The organism is Lonsdalea quercina, from assembly GCF_900107885.1.
Classification (GTDB): Bacteria; Pseudomonadota; Gammaproteobacteria; order Enterobacterales; family Enterobacteriaceae; genus Lonsdalea; species Lonsdalea quercina.
This window is the reverse complement of the sequence record NZ_FNQS01000014.1, coordinates 79,805-96,442: the sequence shown is the minus strand read 5'-3', so window position 1 is coordinate 96,442 and position 16,638 is coordinate 79,805. Positions and strand designations below refer to the sequence as shown.

At 49.4% G+C, this 16,638-nt stretch carries 12 protein-coding genes and 1 pseudogene; 6 read left to right on the top strand and 7 right to left on the bottom strand.

Annotated elements, in window-relative coordinates; all coding sequences use genetic code 11:
- The first annotated feature begins 766 nt into the window (after positions 1 to 766).
- The 4 genes from BLU64_RS15890 (at position 767) to BLU64_RS15875 (ending at position 6,421) form a co-directional block, all read left to right on the top strand.
- Complete coding sequence (locus BLU64_RS15890; protein WP_051625479.1) at positions 767 to 1,900, top strand: HlyD family secretion protein; 1,134 nt, start codon at positions 767 to 769, stop codon at positions 1,898 to 1,900.
- Positions 1,897 to 3,465 carry a DHA2 family efflux MFS transporter permease subunit gene (locus tag BLU64_RS15885; RefSeq protein WP_074729366.1) on the top strand — a complete coding sequence of 523 codons (1,569 nt, stop codon included), beginning with the start codon at positions 1,897 to 1,899 and terminating at the stop codon, positions 3,463 to 3,465. The genes BLU64_RS15890 and BLU64_RS15885 overlap by 4 nt, the downstream gene beginning before the upstream one ends.
- A gap of 1 nt (position 3,466) precedes the next feature.
- Positions 3,467 to 5,011: an efflux transporter outer membrane subunit gene (locus tag BLU64_RS15880; protein WP_026742280.1), complete on the top strand. Its 1,545-nt coding sequence runs from the start codon at positions 3,467 to 3,469 to the stop codon at positions 5,009 to 5,011.
- Between the two features lie 312 nt (positions 5,012 to 5,323).
- Complete coding sequence (locus BLU64_RS15875) at positions 5,324 to 6,421, top strand: MBL fold metallo-hydrolase (RefSeq protein WP_026742281.1); 1,098 nt, start codon at positions 5,324 to 5,326, stop codon at positions 6,419 to 6,421.
- 140 nt (positions 6,422 to 6,561) lie between these two features.
- Here the strand turns inward: BLU64_RS15875 and BLU64_RS15870 are convergent, their stop codons facing one another.
- Entirely contained in the window at positions 6,562 to 7,617 is a 1,056-nt protein-coding gene (locus BLU64_RS15870; protein WP_051625480.1) for a glycosyl hydrolase, read from the bottom strand.
- 869 nt (positions 7,618 to 8,486) lie between these two features.
- Here BLU64_RS15870 and BLU64_RS15865 point away from each other — a divergent pair.
- Together BLU64_RS15865 and BLU64_RS15860 are read left to right on the top strand one after the other, a co-directional pair.
- Positions 8,487 to 9,605 (top strand): DUF3289 family protein, encoded by a 1,119-nt coding sequence (locus BLU64_RS15865; RefSeq protein WP_074729364.1) that lies wholly within the window; start codon positions 8,487 to 8,489, stop codon positions 9,603 to 9,605.
- Positions 9,602 to 10,294, top strand: a complete 693-nt coding sequence (locus tag BLU64_RS15860) for a hypothetical protein (protein ID WP_026742283.1) — start codon at positions 9,602 to 9,604, stop codon at positions 10,292 to 10,294. Before BLU64_RS15865 ends, BLU64_RS15860 begins: the two co-directional genes overlap by 4 nt.
- A gap of 118 nt (positions 10,295 to 10,412) precedes the next feature.
- Here the strand turns inward: BLU64_RS15860 and BLU64_RS17070 are convergent.
- The 6 genes and pseudogenes from BLU64_RS17070 to BLU64_RS15825 all read right to left on the bottom strand — a co-directional run.
- Positions 10,413 to 10,636: pseudogene (locus tag BLU64_RS17070) on the bottom strand (transposase); the annotation flags it as partial.
- Between the two features lie 237 nt (positions 10,637 to 10,873).
- Entirely contained in the window at positions 10,874 to 11,578 is a 705-nt protein-coding gene (locus tag BLU64_RS15845) for a fimbria/pilus periplasmic chaperone (protein WP_074729362.1), read from the bottom strand.
- A complete protein-coding gene (locus BLU64_RS15840; RefSeq protein ID WP_026742285.1) occupies positions 11,550 to 13,910 on the bottom strand; it encodes a fimbria/pilus outer membrane usher protein in 2,361 nt (786 codons plus the stop codon). The genes BLU64_RS15845 and BLU64_RS15840 overlap by 29 nt, the downstream gene beginning before the upstream one ends.
- Before the next feature lie 57 nt (positions 13,911 to 13,967).
- A complete protein-coding gene (locus BLU64_RS15835) occupies positions 13,968 to 14,666 on the bottom strand; it encodes a DUF1120 domain-containing protein (RefSeq protein WP_081825698.1) in 699 nt (232 codons plus the stop codon).
- Between the two features lie 420 nt (positions 14,667 to 15,086).
- Positions 15,087 to 15,542 (bottom strand): hypothetical protein, encoded by a 456-nt coding sequence (locus BLU64_RS15830; protein WP_051625481.1) that lies wholly within the window; start codon positions 15,540 to 15,542, stop codon positions 15,087 to 15,089.
- A gap of 4 nt (positions 15,543 to 15,546) precedes the next feature.
- Complete coding sequence (locus tag BLU64_RS15825; protein ID WP_026742287.1) at positions 15,547 to 16,365, bottom strand: winged helix-turn-helix domain-containing protein; 819 nt, start codon at positions 16,363 to 16,365, stop codon at positions 15,547 to 15,549.
- Between the last annotated feature and the right edge of the window lie 273 nt (positions 16,366 to 16,638).

Here is a 16,638-nt window from a genome sequence, read left to right as displayed (position 1 = left end):
GAATTTAAAATATACATTTCAGCCTATTCAAAATCTGCGCAAAAAGTTGCGCAGAATGCGCAGATCGTTTGCAAACATTGCGCAAAAAGTGATTTATGCTGGAAAGTGCGCAAGAAGTTGCGCAGATTTGGCAATTATTCTGCGCAAAGACACATGAACTGACAAACGCATAAAAAACGTACTGCACGCTGCCGAAACAGATCTTAATTTTGTCACGTCACTGGCACATCATTCCCTGTCTGTCGGGAGTGAAAATATAAGCTTTCAAGCACTTAGCAGGCGACAAAAAGAAACCCACGGAAAATATCGTTACAAATCATGTCACGTATTCTTCCTAAAAATCACCTGTTCAGCCCAGATGAAAAGCCCCGTTGATGCCGATGTCATGACGAAACCGATACGGCGATTCACCGACGAAATATGACGATATTCCGGCTAATTAGAAGCAATGTAGCGATTTTTTCTGCGCGAAAAGCGCACCGGGTCAACGCCCAAAACGCCGAGGATCGGTTGCAGAATGGACGCACATTTTGACGCTTACTCCTGAATTTTTTCCATGAATTTACTTAACCCTACCTTGATTGACAGACGCGTTAGTCCTAAGGTCGAAAAAAGCGTAGAGGAAGGGATACAGCAGCGCGAGTTACGCCGATCACCTCCATCCGCAATCGCCTGTACTTGGGAGTGCCGGATTTAACGTCCGTCTCATAATGGCAGTATTCATTTCGCGGACTTGGTTTGAGTCCGTCGTTTATCGATGAGAACTATGGCTAATCAATCTATTTCTCCGTCTGAGAATGACCCGCGTCATCAGGACGACAACCCGCAGAATCACACCCCAGACAGCGCTCCCACGGAACGCAAGACGCCCGGTAAGAAGCCACTGATTATTCTGGCCATCGTCGTTGTACTCATGCTAATCGTCGGCCTGTTTTTCTGGCTGGCCAACCGCAATATTGAAACCACCGATGATGCATTTACCGACTCCGATGCGGTCACCATCGCTCCCAAAGCCTCGGGCTACGTAACTGAGCTGCGGGTAAAAGATAACCAGCGTGTTAAGCAGGGCGACTTACTGGTCATCATCGATCCCCGTGATAATACCGCGCAGCGCGATCAGGCTCAGGCTCAGTTGGGACTGGCGATGGCGCAGCTGCATCAGGCGCAGGCCGCGTTAGATCTGGCGAAGGTTCAGTATCCCGCACAGAAAGATCAGGCGCTGGCAACGCTGGCGAAAGCGCAGGCCAACTACGTTAATGCGCTGGAAGATGACAAACGTCAGCGGGGCGTCGACCCGAGAGCCACCTCGCAGCGCAACATTGATGCGGCAGGCGCGCAGCTAAGAAGCGCCCGTGCGGAATTGGAAAGCGCCAAGGCGCAGGTCGAAGTCGCCTCGCAGGTCGCGTTGCAAATCCGCCAGCAGGCCACCAACGTCGAAGCGCGTCAACGGCAGGTTGAGCAGGCGCAAGCCCAGCTCAATACCGCCAACCTGAATCTCTCCTACACCGAAGTCCGCGCCCCGTACGACGGCTTCATCACTCGCCGCAACGTGCAGGTAGGCAGTCTGGTGCAGCCGGGTACGGCGTTGTTCTCGCTGGTGTCGCCGAATACCTGGATTACCGCCAACTTCAAGGAATCCCAGCTGGCGCGGATGCGGCCGGGCAATAAAGTGAATATCACCGTGGATGCGTGGCCCAACATGAAGCTCGAAGGCCACGTCGACAGCGTACAGATGGGCTCTGGCTCGCGCTTTTCCGCGTTCCCGGCGGAAAACGCGACCGGCAACTATGTAAAAATCGTGCAGCGCGTCCCGGTGAAAATCGTCATCGATAAAGGGCTGGATCCGGAAAGGCCGCTGCCGCTGGGCCTGTCGGTTGAGCCGAAGGTGACGGTGGAATGAGCCAGAACCAGACTTGGCAGCCGGCCGGGAATCCCTGGCTGGTCGCCATTACAGTCACGCTGGCGGTATTCATGGAGATCCTGGACACCACGATCGTCAACGTCGCGCTTCCGCATATGGCCGGCTCGCTGTCCTCCAGCTATGACGAGTCGACATGGGTGCTGACGTCTTATCTGGTGGCTAACGGCATTGTGCTGCCCATCTCAGCCTTCCTGAGCCGAGTCTTCGGCCGTAAGCTCTTCTTTCTGCTCTGCATTGTGATGTTTACCCTCTGCTCTTTACTCTGCGGCGTCGCCACGGAGCTGTGGCAGATCATTCTGTTCCGCATCTTGCAGGGCTTCTTTGGCGGCGGTCTTCAGCCCGTACAACAATCGGTGCTGCTGGATTACTTCAAGCCGGAGGATCGTGGTAAAGCTTTCGGCCTGTCCGCGATTGCGGTGATTGTCGCCCCCGTCATCGGGCCGACGCTCGGCGGATGGATCACCGACAACTACAGCTGGCGCTGGGTGTTCTTCATCAACATCCCCATCGGCATTTTGAGCGTGCTGGCCATCTACCATCTGCTGGAAGATCCGCCATGGGAGCGCAAATCGGAGAAAGGCACGCTCAGCATCGACTACATCGGCATCAGCCTGCTCACGCTGGGGCTGGGATGTCTGCAGGTCATGCTCGACCGCGGCGAGGACGACGACTGGTTCCACTCCAATTTCATTATTACCTTTGCCATATTGACGGCGATCGGCCTGGTGGGCGCAGTTTACTGGCTACTCTACGCCAAAAAGCCGGTGGTCGATCTCCACTGCCTGAAAGATCGTAACTTCGCGGTGTCTTGCTTGCTCATGGCTGGCATGGCGCTGGTGATGTACGCCAGTGCGGTGGTCATCCCGCAGCTGGCGCAGCAGGATTTGGGCTACACCGCGACCTGGTCTGGCATGATCCTCTCTCCGGGGGCGATTTTGGTGGTGCTGACGATCCCGGTCGCGCTGAAACTGATGCCGCTGGTGCAGACGCGCTGGATGATTGCGTTCGGATTCACCTCGCTGGCCGCCTCATTCCTGTATTCGTCAACGCTGGCGCCAAACGTGGATTTTTATACGCTGATACTGATGCGTAGCGCTCAGACCATCGGACTCGGTTTCCTGTTTGTGCCGCTGACCACCATCGCCTTTGTGTCGATTCCGCAACGGCTGAACGCGGATGCCTCCGCCCTGTTCACCATGTGCCGCAACGTGGCGGGGTCGATCGGCATTTCGCTGTCCACCGCGATGATTACCGAGCGGCAGCAGGCGCATAGCGCCAGCATGGTGCATAACATGACCCCGCTCAACGAGCCGTTCAATCTGGCGTTGGAACGTTTGACCCACGCGATTAAGAACTTCTCCACGATGGCGGGCGATCCGATGTCCATCGCAACCGGTCAACTGTATAAAGAGATGATTGCCCAGGCGCGTATCCTTGCCTATATAGACGTTTTCACGGGCCTCAGCGTTATCGCTCTGCTTCTCATTCCTCTTTGTTTGCTGCTTTCTCCCATCAAGAGCAAAGGCAGTGCTGGAGCACATTAACATGAAGGTTTCTCTACCCTACTCGTATTCCCCCATCGCTACGGTGATAGCGGTTGTGCTGGCGCTGTCGGCCTGTACCGTCGGGCCCGATTACCAGGCGCCGACCCCTGCCGCGCCGGGCGCGTTCAAGGACATGGCATCTGACGGCGCATCACCAACGCTGGCCGCGGAGATCAACCCCAGCTGGTGGAAAACGTTTAACGACCCACAGCTGGACAACCTGATCGACCGGTCGATCGCCGGCAACCTCACCCTGCAACAGGCGGTGTTGCGCATCGCCGGATCGCGCCAGCAGCTGAATCAGGCTCGCGGAGCCTGGCTGCCATCGGTCAACGCCAGCGCTTCAGCGCAGCGGCAGCAATTGGGTCTGAAGGGGCTGATGGAGTCTCATGACGTGTACGGTCAGGTGGATCAGGTCGATCCCAATCTGACGTCTTCGCTCGATAGCCTGACCCAGTCCGTCGGACTGTATCAGGGAAGTTTTGACGCGTCATGGGAGCTGGACTTGTGGGGCAAAGTGCGTCGTCAGGTGGAAGCCGCCGACGCTCAGCAGCAGCAGTCGATAGAGAGCCGCAATGATGCGCTGGTGTCGCTGGAAGCCGAGGTGGCAAGAACCTATTTGCAGCTGCGAGGCGCGCAGGCCGCCTATCAGACGCTGGAGAGCCAGATTGAGATTGCGCAACAGACGCTGACGCTGACCCAGAGCCAGCAGCGCAACGGCCTCTCGCCGCAGATGAACGTCGAGAACGCGCAAGCTCAGCTCAGTTCGCTGCGAGCGCAACTGCCGCAGTATCAGGCGCAAGTGCGGCAGGCGATGAACGGGCTGGCCGTGCTGACCGGGCAAGTGCCGGGCGCGCTGGATAATGAACTGGCGGCCACGAAAGCCATACCGACGTTGCCTAAAGCCGTGCCGGTCGGCGTACCGTCGACACTGGCCAGACGCCGCCCGGATGTCCGTCAGGCGGAAGCGCAACTGCACGCCGCCACCGCCAACATCGGCGTCTCGGTCGCACAGCTGTTCCCCGATCTGTCGCTCACCGGGCAGCTCGGCATGCGCAATACCGATTTTAGTTATATGGATAACTGGAGCAGTCACTTCTACCGCTTCGGCCCGTCGGTTTCCATTCCTATCTTCCAGGGCGGCCGTCTGGTCTCCGGCGTCAAACTGGCCCGAGCGGAACAGGCCAGCGCGGCGTTAGGCTATCGTCAGACGGTCCTCACCGCCTTGCAGGACGTGGAAAACGCGCTGATCAGCTACCGGACCGATCAGCAGCAAGTCGAAGAACTCGAACGCGCCGTCGAATCGCAGCAAAACGCGTTCGACCTGGCGAGTGACGGATACAGCAAAGGCCTGACGTCGTTTATCGAGGCGCTGGACGCACAGCGGCAGCTCGCACAGGCCAAACAACAGGCCATTATGGCGCGCGTGCAATGTCATCTGGATCTGGTCGCGCTGTATAAAGCCTTAGGCGGCGGTTGGGAACCTTACCAGCAGGTCAAACTGCCGGAGTTCTCAGTGTTCGGTCCGGCTGAAAGCTCATCCTGACGGTCGAAACACCCCGTTTTATCACGTCAATTCACGCACGTTCTTTACCGCCAGACGCCTCTCTCGCGCTGGCGGTTTTTCTCCTCCCTTCCCTGCCGCTCCGAGCGGCAGGTCATCACGGAAGGATTTCATTAGGAGCGGAGGACTTTGCGCCGCGCCTTCTGGAAAATCACGACGTCACCCCCAAAAGCCTGATCTGTGAAGGAGGAGCGCGCACGCCGGTTCGCCACGGCAGAACACGACACAATGCAGTACACTGAATGGGACAATATCCTCTCTTACAACTCTTTGCGTTCAGGTACGGGTAGAATCATGTTATTGAGTTTATTAGCGATAATAGTGGTATTCATTGTCATTCCCGTCGTTTACCTTTATCGGCCCGAGTTTGTCAAAATCAGCGTTCCTGAAGTGAAAGCACAGGACTCGGACCATTACCGGCAAGGCCAATTTCACAACGTCGAGCCGACTCCCGTGCTGACCGGGAGCGGGAGCTTTGCCAAGTTGATGCTGGAATTTTTGCTCCACGGCAACCCGCGCCGTCGCCCTAAACAGGCGCTCCCCACGGTCAAGACCTTACTGTTGGCGTTACCCGCTGACCGGGACGTCGTTATCTGGCTCGGCCACTCCTCTTTTTTTGTGCAGCTGGCGGGAAAACGCCTGCTGGTCGACCCCGTGCTCAGCCAAAACGCCGCGCCGGTCCCGTTCGGCAATCGCGTATTTCAGGGGACTAATCCCTACACGCCAGCCGATATGCCCAACATTGATTATTTACTGATGACGCACGATCACTGGGATCATCTGGATTACGCCACCCTGATTGCGCTCAAACCCAAAGTAAAGCAGGTGGTCTGCGGGCTTGGCGTGGGCCAATATTTTCGCGCGTGGGGATTTGCTCCAGAACGCGTTCATGAAGCCGACTGGTTTTCCGAACTGAATCTTGGGGATGGTATCGACATTTCAGTTTTACCCGCACGGCACTTTTCCGGTCGTTTATTTAAAAAGAACCAGACGTTGTGGGTGTCTTTCGCCCTGCAAACGGCTGCACGACGCCTGTACTTTAGCGGAGACTCGGGATACGGCGCGCATTTCAAGAAAATCGGCGAGCAGTTCGACGGTTTTGATTTCGTCGCACTCGACAGCGGCCAATATGACGAACGCTGGTCGCACATTCACATGCGGCCGGAAGAAGCGGCTCAGGCGGCGACGGACCTGAAGACAGGCGCCCTGCTGCCCGGGCATATCGGCAAATTCGCCTTGGCGCAGCATGACTGGAACGATCCGTTTATCCGTATCGTCAAAGCCAGCAAAAATCATGATTGGCGGCTATTGACGCCGCTCATCGGTCAACCGCTGTGGTTAGACGAGAGCGAAACGGCGTTTGAGCGCTGGTGGGAAACGGTCTCTCGCTGATCGCCCCCGACGCCTGAGGGAAAATAACTTGATTTAGCGAGGGAAAAACGCGCGAATAAAGGAACCCAGCGCCAGACTTAGGGCGTTGGGTTCCTTTATTCGCGCCTGAACGGCTCACTCATCTACATAATTTCTCACAATCACGTCTGACTGAGCACGTCGCCACTCCAGACATCGCCCCGATTGATCACATGAACATGATTATACGCCTCTGCCATGTTTTTATTTTTCAATGGACCCCAGGCATTATTCCACGGCATAAAAAACGTAGTCTTAGGGTAGGCCGAGAGAATCACATCCACCACGCTGCCATAATCTAATTGACCATCAAGGGTCATTGGCCCTATTTCCGGAAAGGCGAACGGTTTATTGAGGTTCAGCATCTCCTGATAACCGCACAGTGTCTGCGGATTATCCAGATACATATCCAACCCAGTAATATCCACATACGGATGGCCGGGATAATAGTCCGATTTATATCCGCGTAGAGCATCCGGCGAATAAACCCACAGCAGATTATTCAGCCCTTTGTGATAGGTAAAATAATTAAACATGTCCTGATAGAGCATTTTATACAGCTCCATGCGTACGGTATCGCTATTTTCATAGCCGGACGCCCCCCACCAAAACCACTCCCCATTCATTTCATGCAAAGGCCGATAAAACACCGTGATACCGCGACGGTTTAACGCCATCAGCCCCTCGGCGATCTTATCCAGCATTGCCAGCCAGCGCTGGCGCTCATCGGAACCCAACGCGAGAATCCGCGAATATTGTTCATTGCTGATCGGCTGCTTCAGCGCGCCCTGCCCTGTTCCCGGATTGTTCCCCGCATAAATGGGATTCGGCAGGTGATGGCTAATGGCGACTAATCCGCCGTTCTCCCAATGTGTTATCAGCTCGGCGTTACAGCCGTAGTCGATTAAATTCGCTTCCTCGCCCGGCTCGGTAATATCCCAACCGCGGGCGTAGTCCGCGCCGTAAATAGCGGGGTACTGCCCCGTGGCGGCGTGAATCGCCTCCGCCTGGCGCATTGAGAACGCATCCTCGCCGGTAATGTGGGTGTAACCGCCGAATGCGCCGGAGATGAGTTTTTTATTTGAACGTGCCGGTAACTCGGCGAGCCAGTGATAAACCTTAACCGCCGTATCATCCGCATTTTCATTTGCCGTGGTCAGTTCTGTTGTATTGTTCATGGTGATATTCCTCATTATTGAATGATGTCTTAATATGCATTTCCGCCATACTTAATCGCGGTCTAATGAGGTTATCACTGCAAATAACACAATAAATGACTAGCTGTTGTATAGGAAATAGCACAACACAAACTCATTGAATTATTTTTAGATAAATACACAGCGCACGAAATAAAGCCTTAAATCAATTAGTGGGAGAGGTTTAGTTTTATGGCTATTTATCGCGACAATGATTTTTCATGAAGGAAGAGTTCATTGGAATTACGAAAAAAATTAATCACCTGACGGTAATGGACGATATTCTGGTGTATAAATCACGTCATGCGTGAGGGGATAATATTGGGGGATATCACCTTTTTCACTGACTCGTCATCCCTATAAGCGATGGTGAATCGATGATAAGTGCACTGTGATTTCTCAGAGGATCATCGTTAAGGTTGTAAAAGCAGCAGGATCAAGGCGGTCACCCACAGTGCCGTCGTCGCTGCTAGCGCTCGGCGAAAGAGTCGCCTAACGCCCAGATAACGCTCGGCCAGTGTGCGTGTTTTTCCCCCAGGCTTTGGTGACCACATTACGTGGGTAGGATCAATTTCATCAACGCCACCTAACGCACTGAGCAGCAGCATAACCTCACAACGCGATCGGCAATACCGATCGAAATGAAAAATTGTTCTGTATAAACGTTTATAAAATAAACAGCTCTGATGTCATTATAAGCCTGCATACTAAAAACACATGCTGACAACCGGGAAAATTAAACCGCCGATTTTGGCGGTTTTTTCGTGGCCTATCGTTCATTTACATAATTATAAGTTGCGCATAGACTATTCGCGCTTCACAGGGATAGATCTGTTTACAGGGAATGAAACATGCTGATCACCAAGCGTCTGGATGAACTCACCCCAGATGAATTTACGCGTATCTTATCGCCCGAAAAAGGCAGTGCGCTGGACGCCCAAACCGTCGTATTAGGCTCGCAAGAGCACGCCTGTTGTTCATTAACGGCGGGCACCTTAGACATCAACGCCAACCGCGATTTCGCCAATACCGTCCGGAATGCCTATGACCGCGCCAGGGTGAATGCGCCGGCACAGAAAGCGGGCTGGGGATTTGCGCCCCGACCTGCCACGCCGCGAACCGAACCCGAGCCGACGCTCAAGGTCACCGAAGTGACCGACACCACCAGTGCGACGCGGATTGATCTCCCCATTTTGGTGTACGAGACCAAGCGAAAGCCGGGATTGAACGCCAATGGGACGCCGGCGGCGGATATGCTTTACGGTGATATGACCAAAGAAGAGATCACAGACATTCCCACCTATATGCATACGCACATGTTTGCAGTGGATGACTGGATGGTTGACTTCGATTCCCCTGATATTTTCTTTTATAAATTCAGAGAAATGGCAACCAGCCTTTTTTCTACGGGGAAGTTGGAAATGGTTATATTGGCAATGATCGCCAAATTCCAAAAGAAGGAAGGCGGAGAGTTCAGCCACCCAGATTTGACACGCGCGGTGCGCGCGCATCCAGATACTCAAGCGTTTGTCACTAGGTTACAGTCAGGTATCAACACGGTAATTCGATCTCAAGGTGGTGAAATAAATAATTCACCTCTGGAATTGTGGATGAGCGAATATGATCGGGATAATGACAAAAAATTACGGCCTCCAGCTTTTCATAATGTTTCAGATATCATTGGTGGATTAACCATGTCAATTAACGATGTCTGGGCAGCTAAAGCAGAACTGGTTAAGTATGACCGCGTAGGACGCTTTTATACCGGTAAGGTTCGCGTCACGTTCTACGACCATTTTGGGTTAGATATTCCAGACATCGGCCCCGATCCGACCAACGGCTCTATAAAAAAATATGGCATGCTTGCAGGGTTCCGAGGCTGGTTTATCCTGCAACATATGAAGCAGTTCGGGTATAAACCATTCATCACCGTTATGGAAATGGACTACCCCATAAAGGGAACGTTATGAATTTTACCTTTGCTTTTCTGGTTGTGAATTACCTCATCCTGGTCGTAGGACGACTTTATCAATTCGATGCAGACTCCTTTTTGTACATGCACTATTCCACGATGCTGCCGTTGATGTTAGTCCTGAGTCCTGTATGTACGCTTATCTTTCTACGCCGTCGATTTGCTCATAAATGGCGTTTCGTGGGATGGAATACATTTCTATATGCTTTTACATTGCTATGGATTAATTATATTGGCCCTGCTTCAGCCTATTTATCTTTTTCAAAACCGACAATGAGACTTGCTGAAAATAATGTTCATTACGTGATAAATAACCCGCCCAAAGGACAGCATGCGCTCATTGATTTGATCATGGATTATTTTGCACAGCATCCCTTTGATAAGAGCAGTGATGAATACTCTGCTGTTTTTTATGAGGAAAGTGTTGATTCTCCGCTAAGTGGTAAGAGGCCATTAGCTCACTGGTGGGATCAGTCCATGTTGAGCGAATATCAAAAATACCAAAATACCGAAGACCATCAATTAGCTTTTATGATTTATTTTAATAGAAGTAAGTTTAAAGGTTTTAATGGCCTTACACGGTTCTGGCTTTATAACGGTTATGCATTTAACTGTAATGGTGACCCGTCAGAAATGAATCTTTTCGATATCAAACCCGATGGTTCTCGCCGCTCTATCTGCGATTAACCCCACTAAGTAAAAAACAGCGCGACGCTGAGCACTTCTTTCAGCGCCGCTTACAGAAACCTTCCAGGCAATCAATACGATGTGTTTTCTTATGGTTAACCCACCAGCCCTCGCGTCACAACTGGATATGAATACGCGGACAGCCATATTGTATCCGGATTTCCGCTATCTCTCGGATGCGGTGGGTGAACGCCCGATCATCACGCCGAATTTCTTCTTCCAATTGTAAAAAGTAGCCTCACAAATTCCCATCTTTCTACAAATTTCCCCTAAGCGGGTGCCGGTTTCGGCTTGTTTCAGCGCAAACGCAATCTGTTCTTCGATATAACGGGTCTTTTTCATGGCAATGAGCCTCTCTGGGTGATAGAAGAAAGACCGGGTACTTCCGTTTAGACTGAAACTATTTTCTGGGGGGAAGGTCAATTGCACTATTTGTATATCAAGAGTGCCACTACAGGCACAGGCTTTCCTTTTCCTGATGCCTGATGTAAACAGCAACTCAATGGGGAAAAATCCGTATGCCGGAAGATCGTTAAAAGTGAATGCCCCCCTTATGCGGCATACTTTCAAAAAATTGACTTATAAAACGACCTTATTGGTTTTAATACGATAATTATAATCGCTGACGCTTGTCAGGTTGATATGCATACCTTTACTCAGCGCGCGATTGGGTAATGCACACAGCGCTTCGCCGGGAAGGATATACGCTTTTTTGAAAGTGATTTCTATTTTACTTTCATCGGCAACTATCGTCGGTGAGAAGCGAAAAACTTTCGCCGTCGGATTCAACAGACACAAACCTGAATCAGTAATGCTGTAGCGTATACGCTCCCAGATATCTTTTTGTGCCATATCTTTTCGCACATTGATCACGACGGGCAAATCGTGTCCGATAAGGATTTTTACCTTGCCATCGCTCACGTCTCCCGTAGGAGGAAGTCCTGAAAAAATCACCCGGGCAATATGCTCTTTGGTGTCGGGGGTGTTGGTCTGGTATATCACCCGGATGCTTTGAGTCTCACCGGGCGCCATCAAAACAGTCTGTGGATCAGTGATGATTGTGCCTTTAGCCAGATCATCGTCCGGGAGAAGATTAATCTTGCTGTAAAGTAAAACGCTCTCATCTCCGCTGTTTTTAATATCGATGGTCGTTTCCTCTTTACCTGCAGGAATTAATACCGCGGATGAGGAAGGATGAATTTCAGCAGAAACGTAATGCGTGGCTGCGAGTGAAATCAGCATGGCAATAAAAACATTACGCATTGACACTATTGAAAATGACATTTTTAATTTTTTCCTTTTTCTGAACGCTGCTGGGCAACAGTCTGTATTTAACGTTGATATTTGAAGGTGAAGACATCCCTTCCTTTTCTAATTTTTTTAGATCTCCCTCATCAATAATAAGAATGTCCTTGTCAATGAAACGGGCAAGCATTTTTCCATTGCTGTCGTAAAAGACGTCACTCTGACTAATTTTGGCGGGTTTATTCCTCCATTTTAAAAGCAGTAAACGGTTTCTATAGGCGTTGAAATTAAAGTGTGCCACCGAACCACGTTTGGCCGAAAATTCCCGGATATTATTCGCAATAACAACCCCTTGAGGTAACCCTTCCGGACTGACTCGGATGAAATCATTACCGCTGTCGGTTATTGGACTGATAATCGCTTTGCCGTCGTGATTGGTGACGGCGCCCCCCTGCAACGATGAGACCTTCAGATACTGACGGACGCCGGTATCAACAACCGCCCAGGTGTCGCTGACACGCGACGGAGAAAAGATAATGCCTTTCCGACTTGCGGCAATGGCTCCGGAAGCATAGACCGCCGTTGTCTGGGAAGACAGGCCACTTTGTTTATTCTGCGACAGCGAAATATCTGCGGTCGTATAAGGCGTGGTGACCGAATTATCCAGAGAAAACGCGTCACTTCGTTGCGCACCCGTCGTACGCATCTGGCTAGCGGTCAGCGTATAATTGTCGCTGACATGTGCACCCAGCGAGTTCATTAATCGCGACGTACCGGCATAATTGTAATATTGACTACGCCAGGTGGCCTGATGTTCACCAAAATTCAGGGGAACGCTAAGGAACAGATTCATGCTGACTTTATCTGCTTCTTTACGTCTCTGTATGGGCGACATATATGAGAGGTTTACCCCCACCGAAGCCCGTGGCAGAGCCAGGTTCAAACCGGTAGACACCGAGTTAAAACCTGGGGCGTCATAAAAGTTGTAATGGGTGAATGAAAAATTCCCGGTGATGCGGTCGTTCAGCCTAAGGCTTTGTGCAATACCGATACTGCTGCGTTGACTATTAACGCCCCCCAATAAAGCCTGATCGAGGTAACTGAAGTGCCGGCTATTTTGCATGTAACTCAGGCTTGAATTCATAAAGCTGACAGTGAGATTCAGGCTAGAACCCATTTCACGGTTTTCATTACGGACAGTAGTCAGCCAGAGGTTAGAGCGTAATCGTCCGATATCTGAATAGTTACTGAGCGCAATGCCGTGGTAACGGGAGGTGGAGACCATTGCTGCTGCGGGACGTAATTTGTCACTGAATCGGTGACTAAAGCCAGCACCGGTGACCGGACTACGGCTTCCACTGGTCGTACGTCCCGAAAAAGCGTAATACCCGGCGCTTCCGTCCTGAGCGGCATTAATTTGCCCGCGTACGATTAATCTGGAGTCAATAACCTGGTCATTTCGTTTAATTAACACAATGACATCGTCAGCGAAGCCTGACACCGGAATATTCTTCAGCTCGGCGTGGCCCTTCTGCACCGTCTGCTTCCATAGCAGCAGATTATTCTGCAAGAACTCAATGGTCAGAATTTCGGAAGCGTCATAGTCAAAATCGACAAAAGCCTGATTATTGCCAGTTGAAGAAGACACCATCGCGCCATCGATAAAGCCAGTGCCAAATCCACCGTCACTGACCATGGAGCGGCCGGCGCGGATCCTGATCTGTCCGATATCTCGCTCAGCGTAACCGTCGCGGATATGGTTATAACGAGCGTGAGTTTCATGGCTCCGGAAGGCGCTATAAGTGCCGTGCGCCCGGATAATCATATTATGGGTATTAATGCCCGCTTCGTAATCGGCATTCAGACTACTGAGCTGGCTTTCACCTCCGTTGAAACGGTATCCGTAGGCGTTGTAGTTGACGAACGCGCCGGTCCCCCCCGTAACGCGATTCATACCATCAGGATTGATGAGGAGTTTGGTTGAGACGACAAGCCTCAGAGTTGCATCAGAACGATCGTATTCCGTCCGTATCGAATGATTAAGACGGTGAAATTTGGCGTTATTAACGACTTTGGTTGACGTCCATGATTCAGAAGATATTCCTGCATTATTCTTTATATCTTCCGAGTAATAGATAATATTATTCTCCGAAAATATTGAACCAGTTGACACATACTTATTGTTCACATAAATGTCAACCACAGAAAAACCGGGGGGTGCAGTATTTCTATTAAGGGCATCATTTAGCTGCCCTGCGGTAATTCCATTAGCCTCAAGAAGGTTTCTGTCAAAATGCAGTGTTTGTGCCGATGATATAAAAGCATATAACATCGCGAAAACAGCAAAAAGAATACGCAGATTTTTTATCATAATAAATAGGCATCTCAGCAAGCCAAGATGCCTGCCACAAATTAATGGAAGTTAGAGTCAGAAATAACGAACGTTAACCTGTGCCGTCCCCTGCCAGTCAACCTGTTCCGCATTAGTAATCATTTCACCATTGTTGAGCTGAGGCTCAATATCGAATACCCATGAGAATGATTTCCCCACTGCAGGTTTATTTGTGGTTTCATTCCACGGCGTGTAGTCTTCGGTCTTTTTATAGGCCCATGACTTAGTCAGAACTCTACCGAATGCGGTTCCATTATGAGCGCCACTGACCATATAACCAAAAGAGGTATCATTAGTAATACCATCAACCGTCGTTGATACGGGATTCAGGGTGAAATTACCGAGTTTATTCCCAGTCACAGGATCAAAACCAAGTCCGAATATACGGTTGACATCGGCATGACCAGTTCTGCCATCAATATTTTCCCCAACCAGAGCACTGTCCTGATTAGGGTCAGTTGCCCAGAATGCTACACTTTGGTCTGACGGACAATTGAACTGCAAGGTGACTTTTTTTGCAGGAAAGTTATTCAGCGATTTCTGCTTTAAACTCGCGTGCTGCGTGATACCCCAGTCCAGATTATCCCCACCCACGATAGTGGCAATACATGCATTGGGGGCGATGATGCCATGTACATTAATGTTCATGGCGGAATAGGCATTGCCACATAACAGTACACTACTGCTGATTGATAGAACTGCTGCAATTTTTTTTATAGGCATTTTGTCTTCCATTTATATTATCGAGTACGTGAATTACCGGCCATTCCGGCCAGAAAATATTACCTGGCCGTATCGAAAAACAAGGCATTAATATCTCTCTCAAGCTTTATAAATAAATAATATGCAGTAAATTCAACACATTAAGACCGTTCTCTTTGTTAATCTTGAATAATTCAAGAGATTTCACAGGTATTTACAGAGGTTGAGAGAAAAATTAATGCCCAGTGAAGATATAAATAGATAGATTGATGAGGTTATCAAATGAACATTCAGATAATCGAGGTGACATTCGACGTTTATTAGTAAGTGGGAGCGTATACTGATGAGGGAAAATTTGTTTTTTAATATTAGGTAGGCCGCTCCTGTACATCTCTTAACGTAAAAGACGTATAGGAGACGCTTCATTCATTTTTTTCGCTATCACCTAAAGTTCTATGGTTCTTTTTCACAGAGGTATTGAGGAACCACGCCTGAATAGATGAACCATCCTTGCTCGCCCACAGGCCTGATTTTCAGGACCATGACCTGTCCTTGATGGCTATAAAATCCAGGGAACCATTTTTTCTCAAGCTCGGGTGACATAACCATGAGGGGCGAATTAACAATAATATCGGACTTTAAAATATATATTTCACCATTTTTTTCGTATGTAAAACGGATGTTTTTACTGATATGCGCCGAGGTATCTTTTCCATCGTAAAGAACGCCCGATATCGTCATTACGCCTTTTCCAGAGCTAAGTGACAGCATAGTAATCATATCTAATTGTGTGTTTTTCTTAATCACGGTTAGTTCAGATTTACACGAGAGCACCGTTCCTTTCTTGTAATAAAAAACAATAGATACTGCTGCAAAAGTGATAAATAAAATAGCTAATACTGATTTCATGGTGTTATATGTGCTCAATGTAATAATAAGAGTTGCAGTTTGCTCGTTGATTCAAGCCAATAGCATTCTGGCAAAGAAGAATGGAACTACGTTCTGATTTTTTGTAGGTTGTCACATAAAGAAATTTTTTCTTTTTACAGTTGAGACGTGAGGATTCCATGATTTTTTCTAGCTTGGCATCGTCCATACTATTGTCGGCATTGGTGTAAGCGTGACACTCTCTGAACTTGAGTTTTATTGGACGATATAAAACCCTCTCATCAGCAGACTGCTGTCTTATCATTCCCCCCCCTACTAATACAGTAAGTAGAAAACAAACCGTACAGAAATAAAAGTTTTTTTTGAATAAACTAAGAACATAACGTCTCAAGAACCCGTCATCTTTAGCTGAGATCTTAGTCACCTCTTCATCAGGGCTTAATTTTTCTTCTATATTGACATTTATATCAGTGTCATCCGGCGTCTGATTGTCAGTGTCGACGGGTGGCTTGCGTTCATAGTGAATGTCGGTAAGGGGGGAAAGAATAAATCCGCGACGCGGCATAGTGCGTATTATTTCTTCTTTCAGCCCCGTGCTGTTTAGCGCTCGCCGAAGATTAGAGATATTCTGATACAACGACGTGGCTGTAGGCTCCATTCCAAAACGACGCCATGCAAAGTCATATAATTGTTGGTGAGTCACTAGTACGCCAAGGTTATCAATCAGCAGTTCCAGACACAGGGTTGCAGAAGCACTAAGCCGGATGGCGTTTTTTTTCCCGGAAATGATTTTTTTATCAGGCTCAAATGTCACTATCTTATTTATTGTTATTTTTCTGCTCAAGTATATCTCCCAAAAATGCTATTCAAACATGTAGGATTGAACCCTCTTATAAAGCATTCCTAGCATTGTGAATGATATTTATTTATGGAATTTCAAGCTTATTTAGGCTTTGTTGAACAAACCGAACCATTGGCCGTAATGAGGGTTAAATCACCACATGCCCCATCCTGTAACAGCATAGCGTGGCAACAATAAAAATCTCAGATTGAACAACTTAGAGTAAGACGCTCGAGGGTGTCGTCCGCGATTGCGCTATTCTGATGATTCGTTCAT